The sequence below is a fragment of the Psychrobacter sp. UBA3068 genome (genome assembly GCF_002366815.1).
Taxonomy (GTDB): Bacteria; Pseudomonadota; Gammaproteobacteria; order Pseudomonadales; family Moraxellaceae; genus Psychrobacter; species Psychrobacter namhaensis.
In genome coordinates, this window is sequence record NZ_DFBY01000024.1 from 1 (window position 1) to 22,989 (window position 22,989).

The window sequence follows — 22,989 nt, forward strand, 5'->3', positions numbered from 1 at the left end:
ATTTTATCGGCAGGACATGCCGTGTTGTCTGCGGAGGGAGGATGCAGTCAAGGTCACCCGATGAAACAGAAAACTTGCGACGGTCGTGTGAAAGTCGCCTTAAGGCTAACGCTTTTAGAATCCCCCATTTGAGCTGTGCGAATGTGGTGGGAGTGTGTCAAATAGTTCCCAATCAAAATTTTTATATAAAATATCAAGACGATGTTATGGTATCGCCTTGATATTTTTAGTTTTATGGATTATTAAATAAACTTATTTAAAGAAAAGTCGCGTATTTAGTAACTGTAAGACAATTTAAAGTCCGTTATAATGGTTAAGTTATATTAAAAATTGAAATGCAGCTTAGGTGAGAATATGTTGGATAATTTACGCGGTATGGCCGTGTTCGCCAGTGTGGTTGGACATGGTTCTTTCAGTGGCTCCGCTCGTGAGCTTGGCATTACAACCAGTGCAGTCAGTCAGCAAATCCGCTCATTAGAAAATGAGCTTGGCGTGGTGCTGTTGCATCGCTCAACTCGTAAGCTGAGCTTAACAGAAGCTGGTGAAAGTTTTTATGAGGCTGCAAAAGATGTTGTCAGTGCGGCCGAGCAGGGTCGAATTAAAGTCAATCAGCTACGTGATGAGCTGGCTGGGAGTTTACGTGTAGCGACCACTCCTGAGCTTGGCGTCAACCACATTTTACCCGCGCTATCTACGTGGATGGCTGCCCATGATGACCTCAGTATTACCTATCTGGCAGACAATCATTATATCGATATGATTGATGAGCGTATTGATATTGCGATTCGGATGAGCCCAACGATCAATGATTCTAGCTTAAGTAGTCATCCGTTGACAGATGTACGTCAAATGCTTGTCGCCTCACCCCAGTATCTACGCCAGCATACCAAACTGCAAACACCTAAAGATTTGGCCGATCATCAGCTGATTTGTATTGAGATCATGAAAGATGCCAACCAGATTGATCTGATTCAAACAGAAACTGGTAAAAAAACACGCACCAAAATGAACTCACGCATTTATACCAATAACGTTTTTATGGCAACCACATTGGCCAAAGAAGGTCACGGTTTGGTGAGAATGATGGAGATGGATATCAAAAAAGAGCTTGAAAACGGAGAACTGGTTGAGGTGTTGACGGGTTATCAGTTGCCAAGTTTTGTCTTATATGCGGTTACTTTAAATCGCGAACAGCAGCCGGCTAAAATTACGCGCTGCTTAGAAGTATTAAAAAAGTACTTTCATGCTAATTAAGCGCTGATCACACTACACACTTATCGCTTGTTGTAATTAGCAATAAGTAAAAAGCCTATAGATCATGCAAATCTATAGGCTTTTTTAACATTAAGAGGTGACAGACGTCAAAAATCGCTTTAAAAAGATGGCTTTAATAAATCAATTAAACGCTCAGCCACCTGTGTGCTCTCATCACGGTTCATATTAAGCGGCGGTAGTAAGCGCACAACATGACCACCAGTGACGTTAATGATCATTTTTTGTTCATCACGCGCACGATCAACCAGCTGACTACAGTCCATGTTTTCAGGTAATGAGATACCAATCATCATCCCAGCGCCGCGGCTACTAACCCCGTATTGTCCTAATGCATCAACGATAGTCTCTCGAATGAATAATCCTTCGCGGATGGCATTATCCATAATGTCACTGTTTGCTAGCACTTCATAGACACTATGTACCACACGACTTGCCAGTGGCGTACCACCATAAGTAGAACCATGGCTGCCCGCTCCAAATAAGCCATTGGCGCGGCCTCGTACCATACAAGCACCAACTGGAAAGCCGTTACCCAACCCTTTAGCCGTTGTCAGTACGTCAGGCCGAGCGTTACTATGCTGATACGCGAAGTATTTACCCGTACGTCCATTACCTGTCTGCACCTCATCAAGCATAAACAGCCAATTGTGAGCCTCACATTCTGCTTGTAGCTCTTCAAGATACGTAAAACCATTGGCAGCGGTATTAAGACCGCCTTCCCCTTGAATAGGCTCCACAAAGACCGCGCAAATATCATCATGATCTTGCGCGGCTTGTTTAATCGCTGCGACATCGCCAAACGGTACGCGGATAAAATCTGCATCCAACGTGTAAAACCCTTCACGCGCTTTTGGATTGGCCGTGGCTGACAAAGACAACAACGTACGACCGTGGAATGATTGCTCCATAACGATCACTTTGGGACGTTTAAAGCCTTGCTGATGCGCGTATAGACGGGCAAGCTTTAATGCCGCTTCGTTTGCTTCAGCCCCGCTGTTGGCAAAAAAGACGCTGTCCATTTGGGCGGCAGTACAAAGCGTTTCTCCAGCCCGCTCTTGCCAATCGATACCGAATAGATTACTCGTATGTACCAAGGTGGCTGCTTGCTGCTGAATGGCGTCGGTTACCTGTGGATGGCAATGCCCCAATCCGCACACCGCGATACCAGTCAACGCATCTAAATAAGGGGTATCATCTTTAGTGTACAACCAACTGCCTGAACCACGTGTAAAGCTGATTGGTTGACGGTTATAAGTAGGCATCAGGTAAGTAGCAGGCATATAAATATCCTTGGTGTGATAGATCAATTAAAAGTATGGGTTATAGTTCGTCAGAGAAGGGGGTGGTCTCAGCAGGTAACGTGTAGTCTTCATTTGCCCACGCGCCTAAGTCAATCAGTTTGCATTGACTACTACAGAATGGTTTATATTTATTGTCCTGCCATGCTGTCTGAGTGCCGCAACGTGGACAAGGATAGGTTTTGGGTGAGGTATTGGGGGTAGAGTCAGTCATAATAGGGGTGAGCGTATCCTTAAGGTTGCTTGAACAATTGGTGTGACCAGCGAATAGCGTTGGTATGGCTTGTCCCTCCTTGTCTAAATGACGATAGATAACAGGGTAGCCGCGATCGCTATATTACTATTGAGGTGGATTGACTATATAATAGCATGGGCTGAATAATGGCAAAAGACAAAAACTTTAAGGACAGTAGATGACAGACAATAGCGAGCTTACGCACCAGCAAAAGCGTGCATTTCAACCAGAGAAGCTATCGGCACCGCGTGACTTTATCACGCCAAGTATCATCGGTAAACATAAAGACAATGTGCCTTTGGTGTTAGAGATTGGAGCAGGGAAGGGCAAGCATGCTCTTGGCTTTGTAGTACAAAACCCTGATAAACATCTCATTGCTATTGAGCGTACGCGTAATAAGTTTGAGGCTTTCTCAAAATTGGCTACACGGCAAAATTCATCCAATCTAGATGCCATTCATGCTGATGCAGTTGCCTGGATTGTTCATGCTATCGCGCCTAGCAGTGTGGCTAAAATTTTTATCCTTTATCCCAACCCTGAACAGCAAAACCCTAATCAACAGTGGTTAAATATGCCTTTTTTTGAGTTCTTATTGTCACGCTTACAAGTAGGCGGAGAAGTGACACTAGTAACCAATATTGAAGCGTATATGGACAATGCTGAGCAGCAAGCAACTAAAGTATGGGGGTTACCAAATACGCGGCAGCGAGTGCCAGACGATAGCCAGCGGACGCATTTTGAAGTGAAGTATTTGGCGCGTGGAGAAGCATGCTGGGAGCTTAATATGCATAAGCCAGAAGGTTATAAAACGAGATTTGATGACTGGCAGACTGTATTGTAAGTTGAAAAATTAGCCTAAGCAATAGTAAAAAATTTAATAAAAAATAAGGCCGCCCCTAAGAGGCGGTCAAAAATCGCTCAGTGAACATCATTATAAATAAGGTTTTACCAACTTATTAGAATCAGTGTATGCATCTAATACCGTCAAAAAAGTATATGCACCGATAAACTTACGGCTGATGAACATAAACTCTTTTGGCGGAAGATTAAACTCAAAAGACTGCATCGCTCGGGTGGCCGCAGAGGAGAGGCGTGAATGCAATTTACTATTTGCCCAAATATAACGATTGTTTTTATCCAAACAATCAGCAGGAATATTTGGGTTTGTTGCAGGATCACTAAAGGGTTCAGTGGCTAACAAAAATAACGAAGCAATGTCAGAGCGGACTTTTTCACTCATACTATCAAAAAAGTCATAGCCTCTCATTGCAAGCTTCATGGCTTGATGGTCATGACGGTAGCCCGCCTTTAGCAAACCATGAGCGATGGTTAATAAATGATTATCAAACTCACGGATAGCACCAAAATCTAACAACACTAATTTATCAATACCATCATCACTGTCACTAACACGAACCAGATAGTTACCAAAATTTGGATCCGTTTGCATCTCACCCCAAACGAAAATTTCTTTCATCATGACTTCAATGGCAGCTTGCCCGATCGCATTACGGCGTTCATGAGGCAATAGTTGCAGCGCCTCAGAGACCACGGTAATACCTGGTTCATAAGACATACATAGTAAGCGTTTTTTTGAATAAGTACGATTAATCTTAGGAACCACATAACGAGGATCATGACTCAAACGGTCATAAAAGCGCTCTGTGGTCATCGCTTCTGCTTCGTAGTCGACTTCATGATGGAGTAGGTCACGTATCTCTTCAAACCAAGCATCAAGCGAACGGGTTTGTGGAACGATGTTGCTGACTTTTAACAGCTGTTTAAACAGCGCAAGATCCGAGTTAATAGCATCTGCGACACCTGGATATTGAATCTTTAGTACAACTTGTTCGCCAGTTGCAATGACTGTGGCACGATGGACTTGGGCAAGGGAGGCGGTTCCAATAGGGGTAGGGTCAACATCCAGCTCATTTAACTTTTCACCCAACAACTCGCGTAACGTTAACTCAATTGTCGGCCATGATAATGTCGCTGTGTCATCATTTAGCGTTTGCAGAGCACGTGTGATTTCAGGTGGCAAGATGTGTTCACCATAAATCGCTAGCATTTGGCCAATCTTTACGACTGAACCTTTCAACTTACCAAGCTCTGATGCAAGATAATTAGCCTGTGCTTCCATAAATGCCTGATTACGCGCGGTACGTGCCTCTTTATTTAAGAACATACCAGACACACTATTACCCGCCCAACGACGACCAATATTCAGGGAGGTTTTGGCAATCGACATTCGACGCTCAAATCCTGAGGTTTTTAAATTATCAATTGACTGCTTGTTGCTAGAAGGTTTAGACGTATCATTTGCCATAAATATAATCATTCATCCAGTTGCTATTGATTTGCGGGTTCGAAACCTACAATACAAGGGAGATGCGATGTACAAGTACAAAATTGTACCATATAAAGCCCATTTGGTTGATGAGCCTAAGCTGGCTGATAGCAGTTACTTTGTAAGCCATGGTATGCATTTGAGTATTGCTAGATATTAAATATACAATTGTTAAGTGATTACCATTAATAGGTGCTTTGACGCTCACACGAGTGAGGCAACTATGTATATATATCCGTAGGGGTTGTTAAAAAAGGCAGCAGTCAGAAGATTGGTGGTACATAAAATGACCTAAAAAGCGTCACCAAAAAATAAGACCTAGCATCAAGCTAGGTCAAACACCATAAGGTAAGAATTATTTAGCAACACAGTCGAGGCACACTAACCGCTTAATCAGCCGAATGAATCACAATTTGTTAAGCATTTTCACGGGCAATGGCATGATGTCCGATATCACGACGATACTGCGCACCATCAAAACTGATTGCTCCTGTGACGGCTAGTGCGGCTTGTTGAGCATCAGAAATGTTGTCTGCTAGGGCTGTCACGCATAACACCCGTCCACCATTAGTGACCACTTCCTGCTCACTATCTACGGCGCTATTATCAGAAAATGCGGTGCCAGCATGGAATACTTTAACAGCGTTGGCGTGACTGGTATCAAGTTCTGGCAAGCCAGCAATGACATCACCTTTTGATGAGGTTTCTGGATAACCCTTTGAGGCAACGACGATACCAAGAGCAGGGCGCGTATCCCATTTGGCACTACTAGGCAATTGACCTGCCAGCCCTTGGGCGACCAAATCTACCATCGACGACTGCAAACGCATCAAAATAGGCTGTGTCTCTGGGTCACCAAAGCGGCAGTTAAACTCAATAACATAAGGATCACCTGCCTGATCAATCATCAAACCTGCATATAAAAATCCCGTATAAGGGTGACCTGACGCTTTCATCGCATCAACCACTGGCTGGATCACTTGTGTCATTACTTTGTTATGAACCTCTTGCGTCACGACTGGTGCAGGAGAGTAGGCACCCATACCGCCCGTGTTCGGTCCTGTATCCCCTTCAAAGGCACGTTTATGATCTTGACTGGTCGCCATGGGTAAGATATTTTCACCATCAATCATACAGATGAAGCTCGCTTCCTCCCCCTGTAAGAACTGCTCGATAACCACACGGCTGCCAGCATCACCAAATTTGTTATCCGCAAGCATATCATCAATTGCGTCATACGCTTGTTCGACAGTCTCTGCAACGATGACGCCTTTACCCGCCGCAAGCCCATCTGCCTTGATAACGATTGGGGCGCCTTGCTCATCGATATACGCTTTGGCCGCCGCCGCATCCGTAAACCCCTGGTAAGTCGCCGTTGGAATGTTGTTTTGTGCCATAAATTCTTTGGCAAAGGTCTTTGAGCCTTCTAACTGAGCACAATACGCCGTTGGCCCCCACGCTTTAATACCAGCGTCACGGCAAGCATCGACAATACCCGTGACTAAAGGCGCTTCTGGTCCCACGATGACCATATCAATAGCATTGTTTTGACAAAATTCGATAACCGCACTATGTTCATTGGCGTTATCTTGGCTAGACGCTAACACAATGTTTTGGCATTTAGGTTCAAGGGCAGTACCAGCATTACCCGGCGCAACGTAGACATTTTTTACATGGTCATCTTTTGCACACTGCCATGCTAGTGCGTGTTCACGACCACCTGAACCAATCACCAAAATATTCATCATACGTCTTGCCCTTAGCGTTAAAGTTAATAGTAAGTAAGTCACACACTCTTAAATGCACCCGCGTATTCTAACAAAAAATTCATGACGATTGCCATGAGTATCCACCCGCCAGCAGTTAATAACCTGTCAAGCTAAATGCCTGTCTCATTAGTAAATGTTATCGGCATGTTGCTGATTCATGAAATGATGTTGTACGCTTTAGCTCGCGCCTTAGGTGCGTTAAACTTCACTAGATTAATGGTATTAAATCCTGATTGCTAAATATTCTTAAAATATAAGAGTAAAATAAGGAGAAAAACTTCAAAAAGCAAAAAAAATAGAATAATTTACGTAAATGGATTGATTGCTTTCCCGCATCAATAGTATGAAACACATTCATGCGGTATTAGCAGATAATACAGATTAATAAAATCAAATAAATACATGATAAACCAAACCTGTAAAAAAGGACGAAGGACATGCCAAACTCTCTCAGTATCGCAAAAGAGCGCATCAGCCAGATAAGCGATATTGCTACCAGTTATGTACAAAAAGACAAATCGTTGTTTGACCATTTTATTCATAGTTATTACCAGCCGCTACACCAAGAGACGGCAAAAACAATCAGTAATGCTGACTTAGCAGGTATGGCGCTCCATCATTTTACGCTCCTCAAAGCCTATGATGGCAGTAAGCCGCAGTTGTCTGTGCTAAATCCAAAAGCAGAAGAACAACATTTTCACAGCTCGCACACCGTGATTCAAATTGTGGCATATGACAGACCGTTTTTAGTTGATACGATTTTGATGAGCCTTGAAGCGGAAGGCATCGATGTGCATCGTACTTACAACATCATTGTCAGCGTTGAGCGTAATGATGATGGGAACATTACTCATATCGAAGGCGCACATGAAAGTGCCACCTCTCATTTTTCATTGATTCACTGTGAAATCGCTTACCAAGACAATGATGACTTGGAGGCGCTACAACAAATGCTGTTGGCCAAAATTGCGACACTCGATACCGTCGTTGGTGATTGGAAACAGATGCGTGCGCAGCTGACCGACATTAAAACGGAGCTATCAAAAAAACCGCTGCCCGAAGTATTTTACTCCCAGCAGGAGATCCAAGCGTTTTTAGATTGGATATTAGACGATCATTTTATATTCTTGGGTTACCGTGAATATAGATTAGAAGGGGGCCAGTCGGTTGAGGTGGATGTCAATGGCGAACCTGCGGATTTAGATTTATTTGCTATTGGCAATAGTGGCCTTGGGTTATTACGCGGGGCTGAAGAAGATAAATTGTCAGAGAGCTTTAGCCAACTGCCCAAAGTGTTAAAGCAGCTATTGACTGAGCCGCGCGTGTTGATGCTCTCTAAATCAAGCCGCGTATCGCCCGTACACCGTCCTGTATATATGGATTTTTTGGGTATTCATAAATTTGATGACAACGGCAAGCTGGTCGGTGAATATCGATTTATTGGCCTGCTGACGTCACAAGCGTATCAACTTACCGTGCAGCAAATACCGCTATTACGTGAAAAAGCCAACCAGATTATGATGATGGCCGAATTACCACGCGATGGTCATGCTCACCATAAACTGATGCACGTCATTAATACCTTGCCACGTGATGACCTATTTCAAGCCAGCGTTGAAGAGCTGTATCCTATCGTGTCTGGCATTAGTCAATTACAAGACAAAAAGAGCTTGCGTCTGTTCAGCCGTATCGATCACTATCAGCGTTTTGTCTCGTGCTTGGTTTATATTCCGCGCGACAAGTTCAATACTGAACTGCGTATCAAAGTACAGAATGTGCTAAAAGAAGCTTATGGCGGCACATCATCTGGCTTTACCACTGAATTTAATGAATCTGCTCATGCTCGTGTTCATGTGCATGTCCGTACGGTGCCAGGTCAAGTAAAAGACGTTAATACAGCCACGCTTGAAGCCAAGCTGTCTGCACTTATGCAATCGTGGAGTGATAGCTACCAAAAAGTGTTGCTCGACAATGTGGGTGAGCAGCAAGCCAACGCTTTAAACCGTCGATTTTTAAATTATATTCCTGCGGCGTATCAAGAGCGTTTTGATGCCCGTACCGCCGTTGAAGACACCAAACGCTTGGCTGGACTGACAGCAGAGCAGCCGATGATTTGGCACTTGTATCAATCGACAGGAGACGCGAGCAATCAGCTACATCTAAAACTGTATGGTCGTGAAGAACCTGTGATCTTGTCCAAAGTACTGCCAATTCTCGAAAACTTCGGCGTATCGGTCATCTCAGCCCAAACTTACGAGTTTGACCTACCAGAACAGCCTATTTGGATGCAAGAGTATGAGCTGACATTAGAGCATGTCGATACCGTTAACATGCAAGTGGTGCGAGGTCAGTTTGAAGACAGTCTCAAGCAGATTTGGGCAGGACAGGTCGAAAGCGACTCCTTTAATGAGCTGGTATTGACGACTAACCTAGATACGTATGATGTGGTGGTGCTACGAGCTTTATCACGCTATATGATGCAAGCAAAAGCACCGTTCTCTAGTACTTATATTCAACAAACTGTCGTAAAAAATAGTGATATTAGTGTGGCCCTAGGCCGTTTGTTTGATGCGCGTATGAACCCTAAACACAGTGAAGACGAACGCACAGAGAAAACGGCGCAAATCTACGAGCAGATTACCGCGGCACTTGCAGACGTCGATAGTTTAGATGAAGACCGTATTTTGCGCTGGTATTTAGACTTAATCAACGCCATGGTACGCACCAACTTCTATCAAACTGATAGCAATGGTCGACGTAAAGATCGTTTGTCGTTTAAATTCTTGGCAGCAGACATTCCAAACCTACCACTGCCCAAACCCATGTTTGAGATATTTGTTTATTCACCGCGTGTTGAAGCCGTCCATTTACGGGGTGGTAAAGTCGCGCGTGGTGGTCTGCGCTGGTCAGATCGTATGGAAGACTTCCGTACCGAAGTGCTGGGTTTGGTCAAAGCACAGATGGTCAAAAATGCAGTCATTGTCCCTGTGGGTTCAAAAGGCGGCTTTATTGTCAAAAATAAAACCATGGCAGATGGCCGTGAAGCATTCCAAGCCGAGGGTATCGCCTGCTATCAGACGTTCTTACGCGGTATGCTTGATATTACCGATAATATTGTCGATGGCAATATTGTCCCGCCAGCCAATACGGTACGCCATGATGAAGACGATCCGTACTTAGTGGTTGCTGCTGATAAAGGGACAGCCACTTTCTCTGATATCGCCAACGCCTTGGCGGCAGAGTACAATTTTTGGCTAGATGATGCCTTTGCTTCAGGTGGTTCGGTAGGCTACGACCATAAAGCAATGGGTATCACCGCACGTGGTGGTTGGGAATCTGTTAAGCGTCATTTCCGTATGCGCGGTATGGACATTCAAAACCGTGATGACTTTACCGTGGTTGGTATTGGGGATATGAGCGGTGATGTGTTCGGTAATGGTATGTTGCTCTCAAACCACATCAAGCTGGTTGCAGCCTTTAACCATCTACATATCTTTATCGATCCCAATCCAGACACGGCGACCTCATATGCCGAGCGCGCCCGCTTGTTCGAGCTGCCACGCTCGTCATGGGCAGATTATGAAGAATCCTTGATCAGTCAAGGCGGTGGTATATTTTCTCGTCAAGACAAAACCATCCCGATCAGTGCGGAAATGAAAGCACTGTTTGATATTAATGAGGACAGCCTTGCACCCAACGATTTGATCAGTGCCTTACTACGGGCACCTGTTGATCTGATCTGGAATGGCGGTATTGGCACCTATGTCAAAAGCGTTAACGAAACTCATGCCGATGTCGGTGACCGTGCGAATGATGCGCTACGTGTCGATGGCAATGAGCTACGTGCAGCTGTCGTTGGTGAAGGCGGCAACTTAGGTTTTACCCAGCAAGGACGTATCGAATACGCCCAAAAGGGTGGCCGTATTTACACCGATGCTATCGATAACTCAGGCGGTGTTAACTGCTCAGATCACGAAGTCAACATCAAAATCTTGCTTGGTAAAGTCGTCGAACAAGGTGATATGACTTTAAAGCAGCGTAATGAGCTGTTAGAAAGCATGACTGACACTGTGGCCGAGCTCGTGTTACGCCAGAACTACTTACAACCACAAGCGATTGAGCTGAGCCAACTTCTTGCATCCGCAAATCTGAGCGAACATCAACGTTTCATTCAGATGTTAGAAAGTGAAGGCCGTCTTGACCGTGCAATCGAGTATCTACCATCAGACGAAGAAATTGCCAAACGTCAAAAAGTGGATACTGGTCTGACCAATCCTGAGTTAGCCGTCGTCATGGCTTATGGTAAAATGTGGGTTTATGACAACTTGCTGTTGTCTGACCTGCCAGATGATCCGTACTTCATCAACGAGCTGCGTAAATACTTCCCTGATGAGCTGGCCTCACGCTTCTTTGATGAGATGACTGAGCACCGTTTGCATCGTGAAATCATCAGTACCTATTTAACCAACAGTGTGGTCAACCGCTTAGGTATTGAAGCGTTGTTCCGCCTTTTTGAGGAAACAGATCAATCATTGGCAACCATTATTCGGGGTTATGCGATCAGCCGTGATGTCTTTAATGTCTCAAAAGCTTGGAAGACCCTAGAAGCGCTGGACAACCAAGTCGATGCTAAGTTACTGTTAACGCTTGAGCTACGTCTGCGTGATGCGCTTGAGCGTGGTATCGTTTGGTTTATCAATGCCTTTGGTCAAGATTTGCAAGTCACTGATATGATTGGCCGCTTTAGTAATAGTGTAGAAAAACTCACCAAAGCAGGCGGTTTTATTGAGCAGCAATTTGCTCAGTATCTACAAGAAGACACCACAAGCCTAATGGACAAAGCGCTGTCTAACACGGATGCGGCGTTGTTTGCTATGCTGCCATATCATGTTGATGCACTTGATGCGGCCATTTTGGCCGAGCAATATGAGCGTCCTGTCGATGAGATTGCAACGTTATATTTTGAAGCGTATCAAGTATTGCAACTAGATTGGATGATGGAAAATATTGCAAGCTTACCGCAGCAAGACTATTGGGATCGCCGTGCACGCCATGCACTCGTGAATGAGCTATCACGTAGCTTGCGTCTACTGATGGATGCAGTTCTGTCAAAACCAGATGCGAAGCAAGCGTTTAGTGAATGGCGTTCACGCCATTTAGATCAGTTGGCATCGGTAGAGAGCGAGATGCACAAACTTGATGAGCTGCATAGTAATGATGAAAACAGTCAAGTTAGTCTCTCAACGCTGTCCGTACTCATGAGTGAGCTCAGTGGTCTAGTGACTAAGTAAAAGTGAACACTGAGTAAAAATAAACATATAAGTTTATGTATGTAAAAAAACCACCGTTATCTATTAACGGTGGTTTTTTGTTGTCTAATAAAAGTAAGAACAAGAAAAACAAGAAAGGGTAGGGTGCAATAAAGCAAAACGCTGCGTTTAATCCAATAAACGCTCTAAAGGTATAAGCTTACCGTTTTCCTCGAACCGGACCTGTTCTCCTTCATCACGATAGCGATCAAATTGTGGTTTGAGGATGACATCGCCTTGATCATTAAGTAGACCGTATTTTCCAGCTTGCTTATAGGTATAAAGTTGATGATATAGCAGCTTGCTGATCGGTGATTCCGAAGAAATAAGCCGTTTGCCACTGGCATCGATGATTTGAGCACTGATAATCTCATCTTGAATGTCTTCACTCATCCCCGTCGCTGTACTGCCAGTCCTTAACCTACTATGTAGGAAAAGTAATGGACTGGTGGCATTGTTAAAAGACTCTATATGCTGATTGGGTGCAAATGGGATGATGATATCGTTGTTTTGGTCGATAAGCGCACTCTCATTTTGCAAATTTACTTGCATATACAACAGCTGACCAGTACAAGCATTGAGGGGCACAATCGCATCGTACTGCGGCATAATTGCCCAATAACCTCGGTCATCAAGCAGCCCAGTCTGTCTTTGATCACTTAACTTTTCGCTAGAATGAGTCACTATAAAATAATCTTGATCGTAGTGAGAATCGTAATGCGCGTGCTGAATATGAGCATCGGTTAGCGGGTATACCCACTCACCATGACGATTGATAATACCTTGTTTGACAGAGCCATTCTCTGTATTGACACTCACAATAAAGCTGGTAGCAATATCCGGTTGTGTTTGGATATCATCATACTTAAAAGGCACGATTGTCTTGCCAGCAGTATTGACGACACCGTAGTTTTTTGCGGCATGGCGGTTGTCACTGCGATCAAGCCGCTGCCCTAACACATATTTATCCATCACTATATGAGCATTGGTGAGACCCTCTATAATGACTTTGCCATCGGCGTTTTGTAGCTGCTGCGTGCCATCTGTTTGTTCGATCAATTTGCCTGTCAATTTTTTATTCGACTCGATACGCTGAAAATAACTAGAGGGTAGGTAACCGGCACAGTTGACAGTAGCGTGAGCTGAACTGACGACAGCCACCGAAAACACAGATAAAACAAATAAGCTGATAGGGTTATTGGGTTTTTTAGTCATCGCTGACTCCTTGTTGTTCGTGCCACACCACTTATTGTTTAGTCTAAATTATTTAGTCTAACTGGACACCCTACGGCAGCCTTGACCACTAATTTGACTAAAACCGCCAGAGAGTTTATCGACCCTAATTTGGGTTAAGATACGCTCTTTTAAGGCTTGTACGTGAGAGATAACCCCGATCAGTTTCCCTTCTTGTTGCAGGCTGGTTAAGGTATCAAGCGCAATATCAAGAGACTCCTCATCAAGAGTACCAAACCCTTCATCCAAAAATAGCGAGTCCACACGAATATTTTGACTGGCCATCTGCGAGAGCCCAAGCGCTAAGGCCAAGCTAATAATAAATCCTTCGCCGCCAGAGAGGTTTTTGGTACTGCGAATCTCGCCGCCTTGATAGTTGTCGATAACATTGAGCTCAAGTGGACTATTGTCATCACGGATGAGCAGGTAGCGATCACTCATTTTGTGCAGCTGCGCGTTGGCATGCTTCACCATAATATCAAAGGTCAAACCTTGGGCAAAGGTACGATACTTCTTGCCACTACTTGAGCCTATCAACTCATTGAGCTGTCGCCAGACTTGAAGGGTTTCTTTTTGCTGAGCGATGGCTTGTAGTGTGGCCTGTTGACTGCCTTTTTTCTCTTCGTTGTCTTTTATCTGCTGACTCATGGCGCCGATGGACTCAAGCAGACGATGCCGCTCATTTTGTACTTGCTGCTGCTCTTCAATCAGCGTTTCTTTATCTTTGTGGGTTAACGGTTCAGCCTGTTTTTCCAGCAGACTTTGTCTAGTCTTGCTCAATAAAGATTGCGCTTGCTTTAGCCTATCAATTATTTGCTGCTGCTGCTCAGTCAAGCGATGGCGCTCTGCGCTGGGCAGGCGAGCACTGACAAACTCTGATTCATCAGCAAAATCGGAGGCGATTAGTGCGGCGTTAAAAATGCGTTGCTGGGTATCAAGAGCAGTGGCCATGTCGCTCAGTTGTTCACTCAGTTGCTGCTGTGTTTGCTGTAGCTGTTTGAGGGTATGCTCAATGTTATCCAGCTGTCTTTGCGCCGTGATGTGCTCAGCAGTTGCCCGCTCAAGCACAGTCCGTAATCGTGTCTCTTCTGCTTCAGGGTTTTTATCAGTAAAGACATGCTCCCTATCTGCGGTTGATTTTGCAAGCGCTTTGGTATTTTCTATCACTAATTGAGCCAGATTATTCAGCTCATCCTCATTTTTATCTAGTTGACTCTGTTTGGTTTCGATTTGTATTTCTATGCGCCCACGTTCTGTCTTTAGCGTTTGTTCCTCTTCTTTTTTACCATTAAACTGATTTTTCAATTGTAAAAGGGTGCTGTGATGCTGACGCAGTGTTTCAATATGAGCCTGAGCATCCCCATCGCTTAGTATGGTTTGAGTCTCAATACTTGCTATCAATGGTTGTAGGGCGTGCTGTAAAGTGCGTATCGCTGTGATTGAGTCTGACTGATACTTGCTATCTGTGTATGTGCTTAGCAGCTGCAATATGTCGTCTTTAAGGGTTTTTAATACAGCGAAATTATCATGAGATTTTTTGTTTGTACTTTCTATCGTCAATGAGCTGAAATTTATATTGGCTGCAATATCATCAATGTCTCTTGCCAGCGTATATTGCTCTTTCTCTATATCCTCTATCGTTTGTCGAATCGTGGTGAGTGCATCGTTAAGCGTCTCATAGTGAGTCAACGTACTTTTTAGATACTCTCTACGGGTCACAAGCTTATCTCTCGTGCTATCTAGCAAGGATAGGGTGACTGTATTTGTGTCCATCTGCGCCAACGGTTGTACCATTGCAGCAATAGACGGAGAGTCAGTTTTACTTAAGGCTGAGGTGATTAATTGGCTGATATCAGCATTTAATTGTTGTATTTGCTCACCTAGCAGGATCTGCTGCTCTTGGCGTTGCTCAAACTGGACTTGTTTTTTTGTCTGATTAATGTGTAGCTCAGATAGAGCATGGTCTAAATCCGCTATAGTCGCATCCAGCGCTGTTATTTGTCGCTGCGTCTGAATAGATTCAGTCTCTTGTGTTAAATGGGGGTGCTTGGCGCTATAAGGATGCTCGCGCGCACCGCAAAGCGGGCAGGGATGCCCGTCTTTTAAATCAGCGATATAGTCTTCTAACGTGGCGACCTTTTGTTGTAAATGAAGCTGGGTTTGTTTGTCTTGACGCTTGTCTTTAGCGTCCTTGATGGTGGATTCTTTGTCGGCAATGATGCCAGAAATTTCCGCTAGCTCGCTGTGTAGCAATGGTAGAACACCGTTTATCTGTGCGACTTGGGTACTAAACTCATTGAACTGGAGCCTATTAGCACGCATTTGCTCAATTTGGCTGTTGAGATAATCGATTTGCTCTTGCTCATCTCGCATATCAACCAATGACTGGCTCTGGATTAATGCGGTTTGCTCTTGGCGCAATGTCGTCAGCTCATCCTGCATGGCTGCTTTTGCCGTATTTTTTACCTCTTGCTGTTTCTGCAAGATATCAAGATTGGTTTGAGACTGGTTGATCTGATTTTGCTGATGTGCATTGTCCTTTGCTAGGGCAGCATTATCTTGTAGCAGTGCTTTTAGACGACTGCAATGACTCTTAAAGTCGGCAATGTCGCTATCGATACCATTCAGTGCGCTTGCGTCATTAAGATACTGCGTTATGCGTGTCAGCTGGGTTTTGTTTTGCTCTAACTCTTGGGTGTGACGGTCTATTTCTTGACGTAAGCTTTGGGTTCTGGTGGTGAGGGTTTGTTGATTTTTCTGAGTATTGTTTAAGGTGTACGTATGCTGCGCAATGTCTGCATCAAGCTCACGTGCTTTCTTGATCTTGGGTAAGGCCGTTTGTAGCTCGTGAGTCGCGTCTTGCATGCGCGTGACAGCTGCTGTTAAAGTGCTCGAGGCCTGCACCAGACGTTCTTTTTGCTGTGGTAGTTGCTGGTTTGTTTTTTGTCGCTCATCTTGCAAACGCTTGACGGTATCACGGTTATGGATAAGTTGGCTGTACTGACGATCCATTTCTAGGGCTTGGTTGGCGGCCAACAAGCGTTTGGCATCAGGCATAAAGTCTGTCTGCGCTTGGGCGGCAAGGGTCAGCGCATCTTGGTAATACCTGACGTTTTTTTCTAACTCTGCCACAGTATCCAGCCAATGTATCTGTTTCACCAAGTCCTGATAGTGTCGCTGTTTCGCGGATTGGGCGGATTGATAGCCAGAGAGTTGTTCGCTAATAGCCGCCTCTTCCTCTGCTGTTAGGAGGGTTAAACCCTCTAAGCCAAACTGCAACTTGCTTAAGATGTCTTCTTCAGCGCGTTTTTTTTCAAAGACGTGGGTCGATATCGTCGCGTAGATATCCGTACCAGTGATTTTTTCTAAGATATCCGCGCGCTCGTCAGCTTTGGCCTTTAAAAATGCTGAAAAGCTGCCTTGGGCGAGCAAGATGGAGCGGGTGAACTGCTGAAAGTCCATCCGGGTCAGTGAGACAATTTTATCTTTGGTGCGTGAGAGTTTGCTTTCTAGTATCTCATCGCCAGCGGTTTTATCTGAGTCGTGAGCTGGGGGTTTGATTAAGGCGATCTCATGCGTCGCATCTTGCAAGTTACCATCAGATTTATTGTAAGCGCGGCGCTGGCCCCAACGGCAACGATACTGTACACCATTTAAATCAATCACCACCTCAGCGAAACACTCTGCCGTTTGCCGTGTCATCACCTCATTGCTACTTTTGCTGATGCTATTGATTCGCGGCGTCTCGCCATATAATGCCAGACATACCGCATCCAAAATCGTGGTCTTGCCGGCGCCTGTTTGCCCCGTAATGGCAAAAATACCTTCGTTGGTAAAAGCGGCATCACTAAAGTCGATATGCCATTCGCCTTTAAGAGAGTTGAGGTTTTTGAGTCTTAGTTCAATTAGGCGCATTTTTAGATCTTTATAGGTTTGGTTGATGGCTTATGTTAGACGTTTAGGCTGAGACAGCCAATAAATTGGCCGTTATTTATTCAGCTTGACTGTCATCGTGATAGATATCATGGAGTATCTGCTGATAGGCGTTGCGCAGTGAGGCTTTTTGGATGGTGGCAATGCCATTCATCTCTAGGCAGTGATCAAACACTTCCATCTCATTTAAATCTTGTAAATCCTCTGAGGTTTGTTCTTGATTGAGAACCTTGTTATAAGTGCGGGTGTTTTTAATTTTTAAGACTTCACAGGGCAGCCCTTCTATCATGGCATGGATTTCTTCGCGCAGTTCATGAATAATTTCATCACCATCATAGATGACTTCTAACCAAACAGGCTCAGTGCTACCCAGAGATTTGATGGCTTCTGCGATAGTGGTGAGGTCGCCTGTAATCTGGGCCAGTTTTTGAAAACAAGGAATAGCGAGGGAGGAAATTTGCATGGTCTTAGCATCGTTAACATGCGGTATGCTCGTATCCAAATCTTTTAAGTCACCACGCTCATTCATGTTTTCTACTTCCACAAAACCAAACAAGTCATCTATCAAATCATCTGCTTGATGGCTGAGCTTTTTTGCAGATTTTTTAATAGATTTGACTGTGGTTTGAGTGGGTAAGCGCGGGGTTGTCACATCATTGGCATCCAATGCTTCGCCAAACTTTATGATAAGAACCTGCTTTTGCTGCCGCGCCTCGCCAAAACCCATCGCGATGGGTGATCCTGAATAGCGGATGCGCTCACGACCACCGACACGTTGTGGTACGTGTAAGTGTCCCAGTGCGACATAGTCAAAACTCTCATCGAACATCTCGGCCGACACTTGCCCAAGTGAGCCAACATAAAGATCGCGTACGCCATCATCCTCCGTGGTCTTGCCGCCCGCTGCAAATAAGTGACCTGTCGCGATGATGGGCACGTGACGTTGATGTGATTTGACGAACGCTGTTTGCTTAGCTTTGGCAATGTTTGCGACATTATCATAGTGGGCGCGAATGCCTTTGATGACATTAGCGTCTTTACTATCAGCAGACTCGCCAGCGCTGCTACTACGTACGTCACGATCACGAAGGTAGGGGACAGCGGCAATGATGCAATGTGGTGCGCCACTGGTATCATTGAGTACCAACACTTCATCGTTTAAATCGTCACAGGCCGTGCCGATAACATGGACGTTTAGAAATTTTAGTACATTGCTTGGCGCATCTAAAAAAGTCGGCGAGTCGTGATTACCCGCAACGATGACAATATGCTCACAGCAAGACCGAGATACCCGCCCCAAAAATTCATAGTACAGCGCCTGTGCTCTGTTACTTGGGGTCATAGTATCAAAGATATCACCAGCGACGATGAGCACATCTACTTGCTGTATGCATATGGTGTCGTATAACCAATTAAGAAAAGCCTCAAACTCCTCATAACGCATACGGCCATACAGCCTACGACCCAAATGCCAATCAGAGGTATGCAAAATGGTTAAAGGGTTAGTAGGGAGCGTGTTTGAAAGCGTGTTAGAAACAGTAGGTGTGGACATAGTTGCGCTTATTGGCATTTAGTAGAAAGCTTTCATTCTAGCAAGAATTTTTGTGGTTTGCTCTGTTGCAATACGTGAAAAAAGCCCTGCCAATAATTGGCAGAGCTTTTAGAATGTTTGACAAGTGAATCGTAAAAGTTTTTTATTATCCACTGTTGCCCACCCGTTTTTTACGGTGCCGAAATATTAGCCACCATAGATAGCGCATGCGCTTGCTGGCGCGCCAACGGTTTCGTGTCTTTATTGCTAGCAAAGGATCCTTCACGTAGCCAGTTATCCGCTGTGTCATCACTGTTTTGATTGGACTGATTATACCAAGACAAGTCGTGGTGTAAGCTGACCACATCACCCATGATCAGTAAGGCCGGCGTTGGCAACTGTGCTTGCTCTTGCTTGGCGACTATCGTTGCAAGGGTTCCGGTCAATACTTGCTGATTGGACATGCTAGCGTTAGAGACGATTGCGATGGGTGTCTCAGCAGTGCGCCCAGCATCAATCAACCCTTCGGTCAACCGTGCTAGTGAATGCAGGCCCATATAAAACACCACGGTTTCATCGGTATTCAAAAAGCTTTTAAAGTTGTTATTGGGCGCCCCCGCCTTTAAAAAGCCCGTAACAAAGCGTACCGACTGCGAATGATCGCGGTGGGTTAGGGGGATGCCAGCATAACTTGCGGCAGCGTTGGCAGCGGTGATACCAGGCACCACTTGATAAGGGATACCGTGCGCTTGTAGGCTCTCAATCTCTTCGCCGCCGCGGCCAAAAATAAAGGGATCGCCGCCCTTTAAACGTACCACACGGCGACCTTTTTTGGCGCTGTTGATCAGTAATTCATTGATACCGAGCTGTGCCACTGCATGATTGCTGCGTTTTTTACCGACAAACACTTTATCGGCATCACGGCGGCACAAGTCTAACACTTGGGGCGATACCAAGGCATCATAGTAGACAATATCCGCTTGTTGCATCAATCGTAGCGCCTTAAACGTGAGGAGCTCTGGGTCACCAGGGCCTGCACCAACGATATAAACTTCGCCTATCGCGGTTTGCGCTTCTCTTGTGTCGTCAGAGTTAACCGGGATAGTCGCTGTCTGCTCAGCCGCGCTTTTTTCACGTATGGCTGCTGCTGTCCGATCTAAGTCGACTTGCAGTTGCGCGGCCGCTTCATTCTCATTACCAGCAAACATCAGCTGACTGACTTGCCCTTCAAATGCACGCTCCCAAAATTGCCGACGTCCTGTCAGGGTAGGTATTTTGGCTTTTACTTCAGCACGAAACTCGCCAGCCAGCTTGGCTAGCTTGCCATAGCCTTGTGGAATCAACGTCTCAAGACGCGCCCGCAGTAGACGGGCGAGTACGGGCGCTTTGCCGTTGGATGAGATACCAATCACGATCGGATTACGATCTATAATCGCGGGAAAAATAAAATCGCATAAATGAGGGGTGTCGACGACGTTTACTGGAATATTCAGCGCGCTGGCATCGGCATGAACTTGATGATTGAGCGCCTCATCGTCAGTGGCGGCGATGATAACGCGCGCCCCTGACATATACGCTTTATTATAGTTTTCATAAATCAGTTCATGCTTGGCCTCGTATTTGTTGGGGCTTAATAATGCTTGTATCTCATCGCTAATACATGGCGCTAGCACAGTAATACACGCACCCGCACGGCTGAGTAAGTCAGCTTTACGTAGCGCCACTTCACCGCCCCCCACGATAAGTACTTTGCGCTCTTCTAGTTTAAAAAACAGCGGGAAGGTGTTCATAGTGTCACCATTTATTTTATTTAAAAGATGCCGCCATTATGAGGGATTGCAGAGGCACTCTCACGTAGTGAATTGGCATTAGCATATTCGTTTTTGTCATGATAATGACAGTTTTTGATGGGAAAAGGAATAGATAAGTAAGTGTTAAAGAGAAAAGGAGTAAAGAGACTACGCAGATAGCTGGGTGCTAAAGATGGCAGTTATTATCAATGAGCCATCATTGATTGTTGAAGATACATCGATTGCGCGCGTTTCATTTTGTAGTTTGACTTGATTAATGCATACACTATTGAGGGGATGCGGGCAGAATAGTGTACGCATTTTCGCAAAAAACCAATAAACGATCTTTAACCGTATAACAAAAGCTTACTCAAACTCATTCAGCATTTTGGTAATGCGGGCATCTTTTTGTTGCCAGATATCCTCTAACCAATCAAACATCATTTTTTTAGTGGCTTCATCGCGGTCATAACCGCCATCCATGATCGCAGCGAATAACGCATCGGGTATCTTCAGACGGGTTACATCGACGCCCAAACGGCGAATATTGCCTTTCCATAAATCATCATAGTCAGGCGTGCCATCTGGGTACACAATAGTGATGTCTAAAATTGAGTCCAACTGATCGCCTAATGCGTTAATCGCTAACGACAAACCGCCCGCTCGTGGCTTTAATAAGTGCTGATAAGGTGAGTTTTGCTGGTCGTGTTTTTCTGACGTAAAGCGCGTCCCTTCTAGATAGTTGAGGAGGGCAAAAGGTTTGTTTTTTAACTGACGGCAGGCACGCTTGGCCTCAATCAAATTTTGCTTTTTAAGGTCAGAATTCTTTGCCATTGCTTTGGGAGAGAAGCGTTTAATCATCGGAAAGTCTAAGAAGTAAAAGGCTTGGCCAATGACGGGAATGTAGATCAGGTTAAATTTAGTGAAGAACCGCGTTAAAGGCAATCGGTCTTGGCTGATGTATTGTACGATACTGGTATCGACCCAAGACTGATGGTTACTTATCAGTAGGTATTGTTTGTCTTCGCTAAGATCGTCAGGCAAGGAAATACGCCAGTCTTTGTGCGGTAGTACATGGTCAATCACGGCGTTATTACTATTGATCCAGTATTTGGTAATCGCAATTAGGGCCTTATCAGCATGTTTTGATCCGGTCAACATTTTAGCCGCCCCCAACGTCCAGATGGGCAGACCCACCCCCATACTATTGGCGGTGAGGACGCCAGTACCAGTCAAAAAAGAGGCGGCTTTGCCGACTGGAGGAAATTTATCATGAAGCTTTTCGTAGAGTGAATCGATCTTTTTTAGAGAGGGCATAACAGATATCCGTATTGATGAATGCGTCAAAACATTCCTGATTTAGCGTTAAGGGGTAGGCAATGACACGCAAACCTCGAAAACAAACCATAGAATACCTCAATGGGCGACGATAAAACGTTAAAAAAACGTTAAAAAGCAGGGAGCGCGCCATGAGTCAGCTAATAATAGCTTATTGTAGCGCGCCCTTATCAAGCAACCTCAACAGCCTCAAACGACGTCCTGAACGCAAAAAGAAGCGATGATTCTCATATCATCGCTTCTTTTTTCTTCACACTACTTTTTATTCGGTGTTTATCTACAGCTGTGTGTGCAAACCACACTCACGACTTTCTTCTACTTTCGTCGGATCAAAGTAATCAAACTCATTTGGCAAGTCATGCTCTTCTAGATAAACATCTAGATCCGCGTCTGTTTTCTCAAACAATGGCGCGACTTTTAATACGCCATCTTTTGATAGGCTAAGCACGTCAAGACCTTGACGAAACTCGGTTTGATCTTTGCGGATGGCATTGAACCAAACATCAGGTTTTAATTCATCTAGGGCACGGCGGAACGGCTCTAGTTTTACCTGATCAGTGAACTCATCATGCTGCGGGTTATCAATGCCTGGGATACCGTTCATGGTCGCGTCACGATGCGCCGCCGTCTGCTTAGGAATGTACGTGATCACATTTAAGTTCAAGTCACGGATAACCTTATTGGCAAATTGATAGGTGGCATCGGTGTTGTAGCCTGAATCCACCCACAGTACGGTGATATCAGGACGCTGCTTGGCAACCAAATGCAATATCGCTGACTCGTAAGGACGGAAGTTGGTTGTAATAATTGGGTTTTTCGCTTGTGTTAATGCCCAAGCAACGATTTCTTCGGGCGACTTGCCTTGTAGGTCTTGGTTGGCTTGATCGATATCTAGGTTGGGATGTAACTGACTCATGATACGTTCCTTAAT

At 44.9% G+C, this 22,989-nt stretch carries 13 protein-coding genes; 3 read left to right on the forward strand and 10 right to left on the reverse strand.

Annotated features, from left to right (window positions below):
- Positions 1-354 precede the first annotated feature (354 nt).
- A complete protein-coding gene (locus B2P60_RS05995) occupies positions 355-1,254 on the forward strand; it encodes a LysR family transcriptional regulator (RefSeq protein WP_193005038.1) in 900 nt (299 codons plus the stop codon).
- A gap of 119 nt (positions 1,255-1,373) precedes the next feature.
- Here B2P60_RS05995 and B2P60_RS06000 read toward each other — a convergent pair whose 3' ends face one another.
- Entirely contained in the window at positions 1,374-2,555 is a 1,182-nt protein-coding gene (locus tag B2P60_RS06000) for an aspartate aminotransferase family protein (RefSeq protein ID WP_286739996.1), read from the reverse strand.
- A 40-nt stretch (positions 2,556-2,595) separates the two neighbouring features.
- Positions 2,596-2,787, reverse strand: coding sequence for a DNA gyrase inhibitor YacG (locus tag B2P60_RS06005; protein ID WP_193005035.1), 192 nt, complete (start codon positions 2,785-2,787; stop codon positions 2,596-2,598).
- A gap of 199 nt (positions 2,788-2,986) precedes the next feature.
- Here B2P60_RS06005 and B2P60_RS06010 point away from each other — a divergent pair, with 199 nt between their 5' ends.
- Complete coding sequence (locus tag B2P60_RS06010) at positions 2,987-3,649, forward strand: SAM-dependent methyltransferase (protein WP_286739998.1); 663 nt, start codon at positions 2,987-2,989, stop codon at positions 3,647-3,649.
- A 90-nt stretch (positions 3,650-3,739) separates the two neighbouring features.
- Here B2P60_RS06010 and B2P60_RS06015 read toward each other — a convergent pair whose 3' ends face one another.
- Both B2P60_RS06015 and purD read right to left on the reverse strand, forming a co-directional pair.
- Positions 3,740-5,134 (reverse strand): ABC1 kinase family protein, encoded by a 1,395-nt coding sequence (locus tag B2P60_RS06015; protein ID WP_286740000.1) that lies wholly within the window; start codon positions 5,132-5,134, stop codon positions 3,740-3,742.
- Between the two features lie 437 nt (positions 5,135-5,571).
- Positions 5,572-6,900: a phosphoribosylamine--glycine ligase gene (gene purD, locus B2P60_RS06020; RefSeq protein WP_286740038.1), complete on the reverse strand. Its 1,329-nt coding sequence runs from the start codon at positions 6,898-6,900 to the stop codon at positions 5,572-5,574.
- A gap of 461 nt (positions 6,901-7,361) precedes the next feature.
- Here purD and B2P60_RS06025 point away from each other — a divergent pair, with 461 nt between their 5' ends.
- Entirely contained in the window at positions 7,362-12,215 is a 4,854-nt protein-coding gene (locus B2P60_RS06025; protein ID WP_286740003.1) for an NAD-glutamate dehydrogenase, read from the forward strand.
- Positions 12,216-12,362: 147 nt separating this feature from the next.
- Here the strand turns inward: B2P60_RS06025 and B2P60_RS06030 are convergent, their stop codons facing one another.
- The 6 genes from B2P60_RS06030 to B2P60_RS06055 form a co-directional block, all read right to left on the reverse strand.
- Positions 12,363-13,448, reverse strand: coding sequence for a WG repeat-containing protein (locus tag B2P60_RS06030; RefSeq protein ID WP_286740005.1), 1,086 nt, complete (start codon positions 13,446-13,448; stop codon positions 12,363-12,365).
- Between the two features lie 57 nt (positions 13,449-13,505).
- Positions 13,506-17,381, reverse strand: coding sequence for an SbcC/MukB-like Walker B domain-containing protein (locus tag B2P60_RS06035; protein ID WP_286740007.1), 3,876 nt, complete (start codon positions 17,379-17,381; stop codon positions 13,506-13,508).
- Positions 17,382-17,457: 76 nt separating this feature from the next.
- Complete coding sequence (locus B2P60_RS06040) at positions 17,458-18,951, reverse strand: exonuclease SbcCD subunit D C-terminal domain-containing protein (protein ID WP_286740009.1); 1,494 nt, start codon at positions 18,949-18,951, stop codon at positions 17,458-17,460.
- 170 nt (positions 18,952-19,121) lie between these two features.
- Positions 19,122-20,720 carry a siroheme synthase CysG gene (gene cysG, locus B2P60_RS06045; RefSeq protein WP_286740011.1) on the reverse strand — a complete coding sequence of 533 codons (1,599 nt, stop codon included), beginning with the start codon at positions 20,718-20,720 and terminating at the stop codon, positions 19,122-19,124.
- A 366-nt stretch (positions 20,721-21,086) separates the two neighbouring features.
- Positions 21,087-22,037, reverse strand: coding sequence for an acetyltransferase (locus tag B2P60_RS06050; RefSeq protein WP_286740014.1), 951 nt, complete (start codon positions 22,035-22,037; stop codon positions 21,087-21,089).
- A 298-nt stretch (positions 22,038-22,335) separates the two neighbouring features.
- Entirely contained in the window at positions 22,336-22,974 is a 639-nt protein-coding gene (locus B2P60_RS06055) for a phosphoadenosine phosphosulfate reductase family protein (RefSeq protein ID WP_193005021.1), read from the reverse strand.
- Positions 22,975-22,989: the final 15 nt, after the last annotated feature.

Excerpts from the sequence above, each read along its gene's own strand:
- B2P60_RS05995 (WP_193005038.1), top strand. The coding sequence starts at position 355 with ATGTTGGATAATTTACGCGGTATGGCCGTGTTCGCCAGTGTGGTTGGA.
- B2P60_RS06000 (WP_286739996.1), bottom strand. The coding sequence starts at position 2,555 with ATGCCTGCTACTTACCTGATGCCTACTTATAACCGTCAACCAATCAGC.
- B2P60_RS06005 (WP_193005035.1), bottom strand. The coding sequence starts at position 2,787 with ATGACTGACTCTACCCCCAATACCTCACCCAAAACCTATCCTTGTCCA.
- B2P60_RS06010 (WP_286739998.1), top strand. The coding sequence starts at position 2,987 with ATGACAGACAATAGCGAGCTTACGCACCAGCAAAAGCGTGCATTTCAA.
- B2P60_RS06015 (WP_286740000.1), bottom strand. The coding sequence starts at position 5,134 with ATGGCAAATGATACGTCTAAACCTTCTAGCAACAAGCAGTCAATTGAT.
- purD (WP_286740038.1), bottom strand. The coding sequence starts at position 6,900 with ATGAATATTTTGGTGATTGGTTCAGGTGGTCGTGAACACGCACTAGCA.
- B2P60_RS06025 (WP_286740003.1), top strand. The coding sequence starts at position 7,362 with ATGCCAAACTCTCTCAGTATCGCAAAAGAGCGCATCAGCCAGATAAGC.
- B2P60_RS06030 (WP_286740005.1), bottom strand. The coding sequence starts at position 13,448 with ATGACTAAAAAACCCAATAACCCTATCAGCTTATTTGTTTTATCTGTG.
- B2P60_RS06035 (WP_286740007.1), bottom strand. The coding sequence starts at position 17,381 with ATGCGCCTAATTGAACTAAGACTCAAAAACCTCAACTCTCTTAAAGGC.
- B2P60_RS06040 (WP_286740009.1), bottom strand. The coding sequence starts at position 18,951 with ATGTCCACACCTACTGTTTCTAACACGCTTTCAAACACGCTCCCTACT.
- cysG (WP_286740011.1), bottom strand. The coding sequence starts at position 20,720 with ATGAACACCTTCCCGCTGTTTTTTAAACTAGAAGAGCGCAAAGTACTT.
- B2P60_RS06050 (WP_286740014.1), bottom strand. The coding sequence starts at position 22,037 with ATGCCCTCTCTAAAAAAGATCGATTCACTCTACGAAAAGCTTCATGAT.
- B2P60_RS06055 (WP_193005021.1), bottom strand. The coding sequence starts at position 22,974 with ATGAGTCAGTTACATCCCAACCTAGATATCGATCAAGCCAACCAAGAC.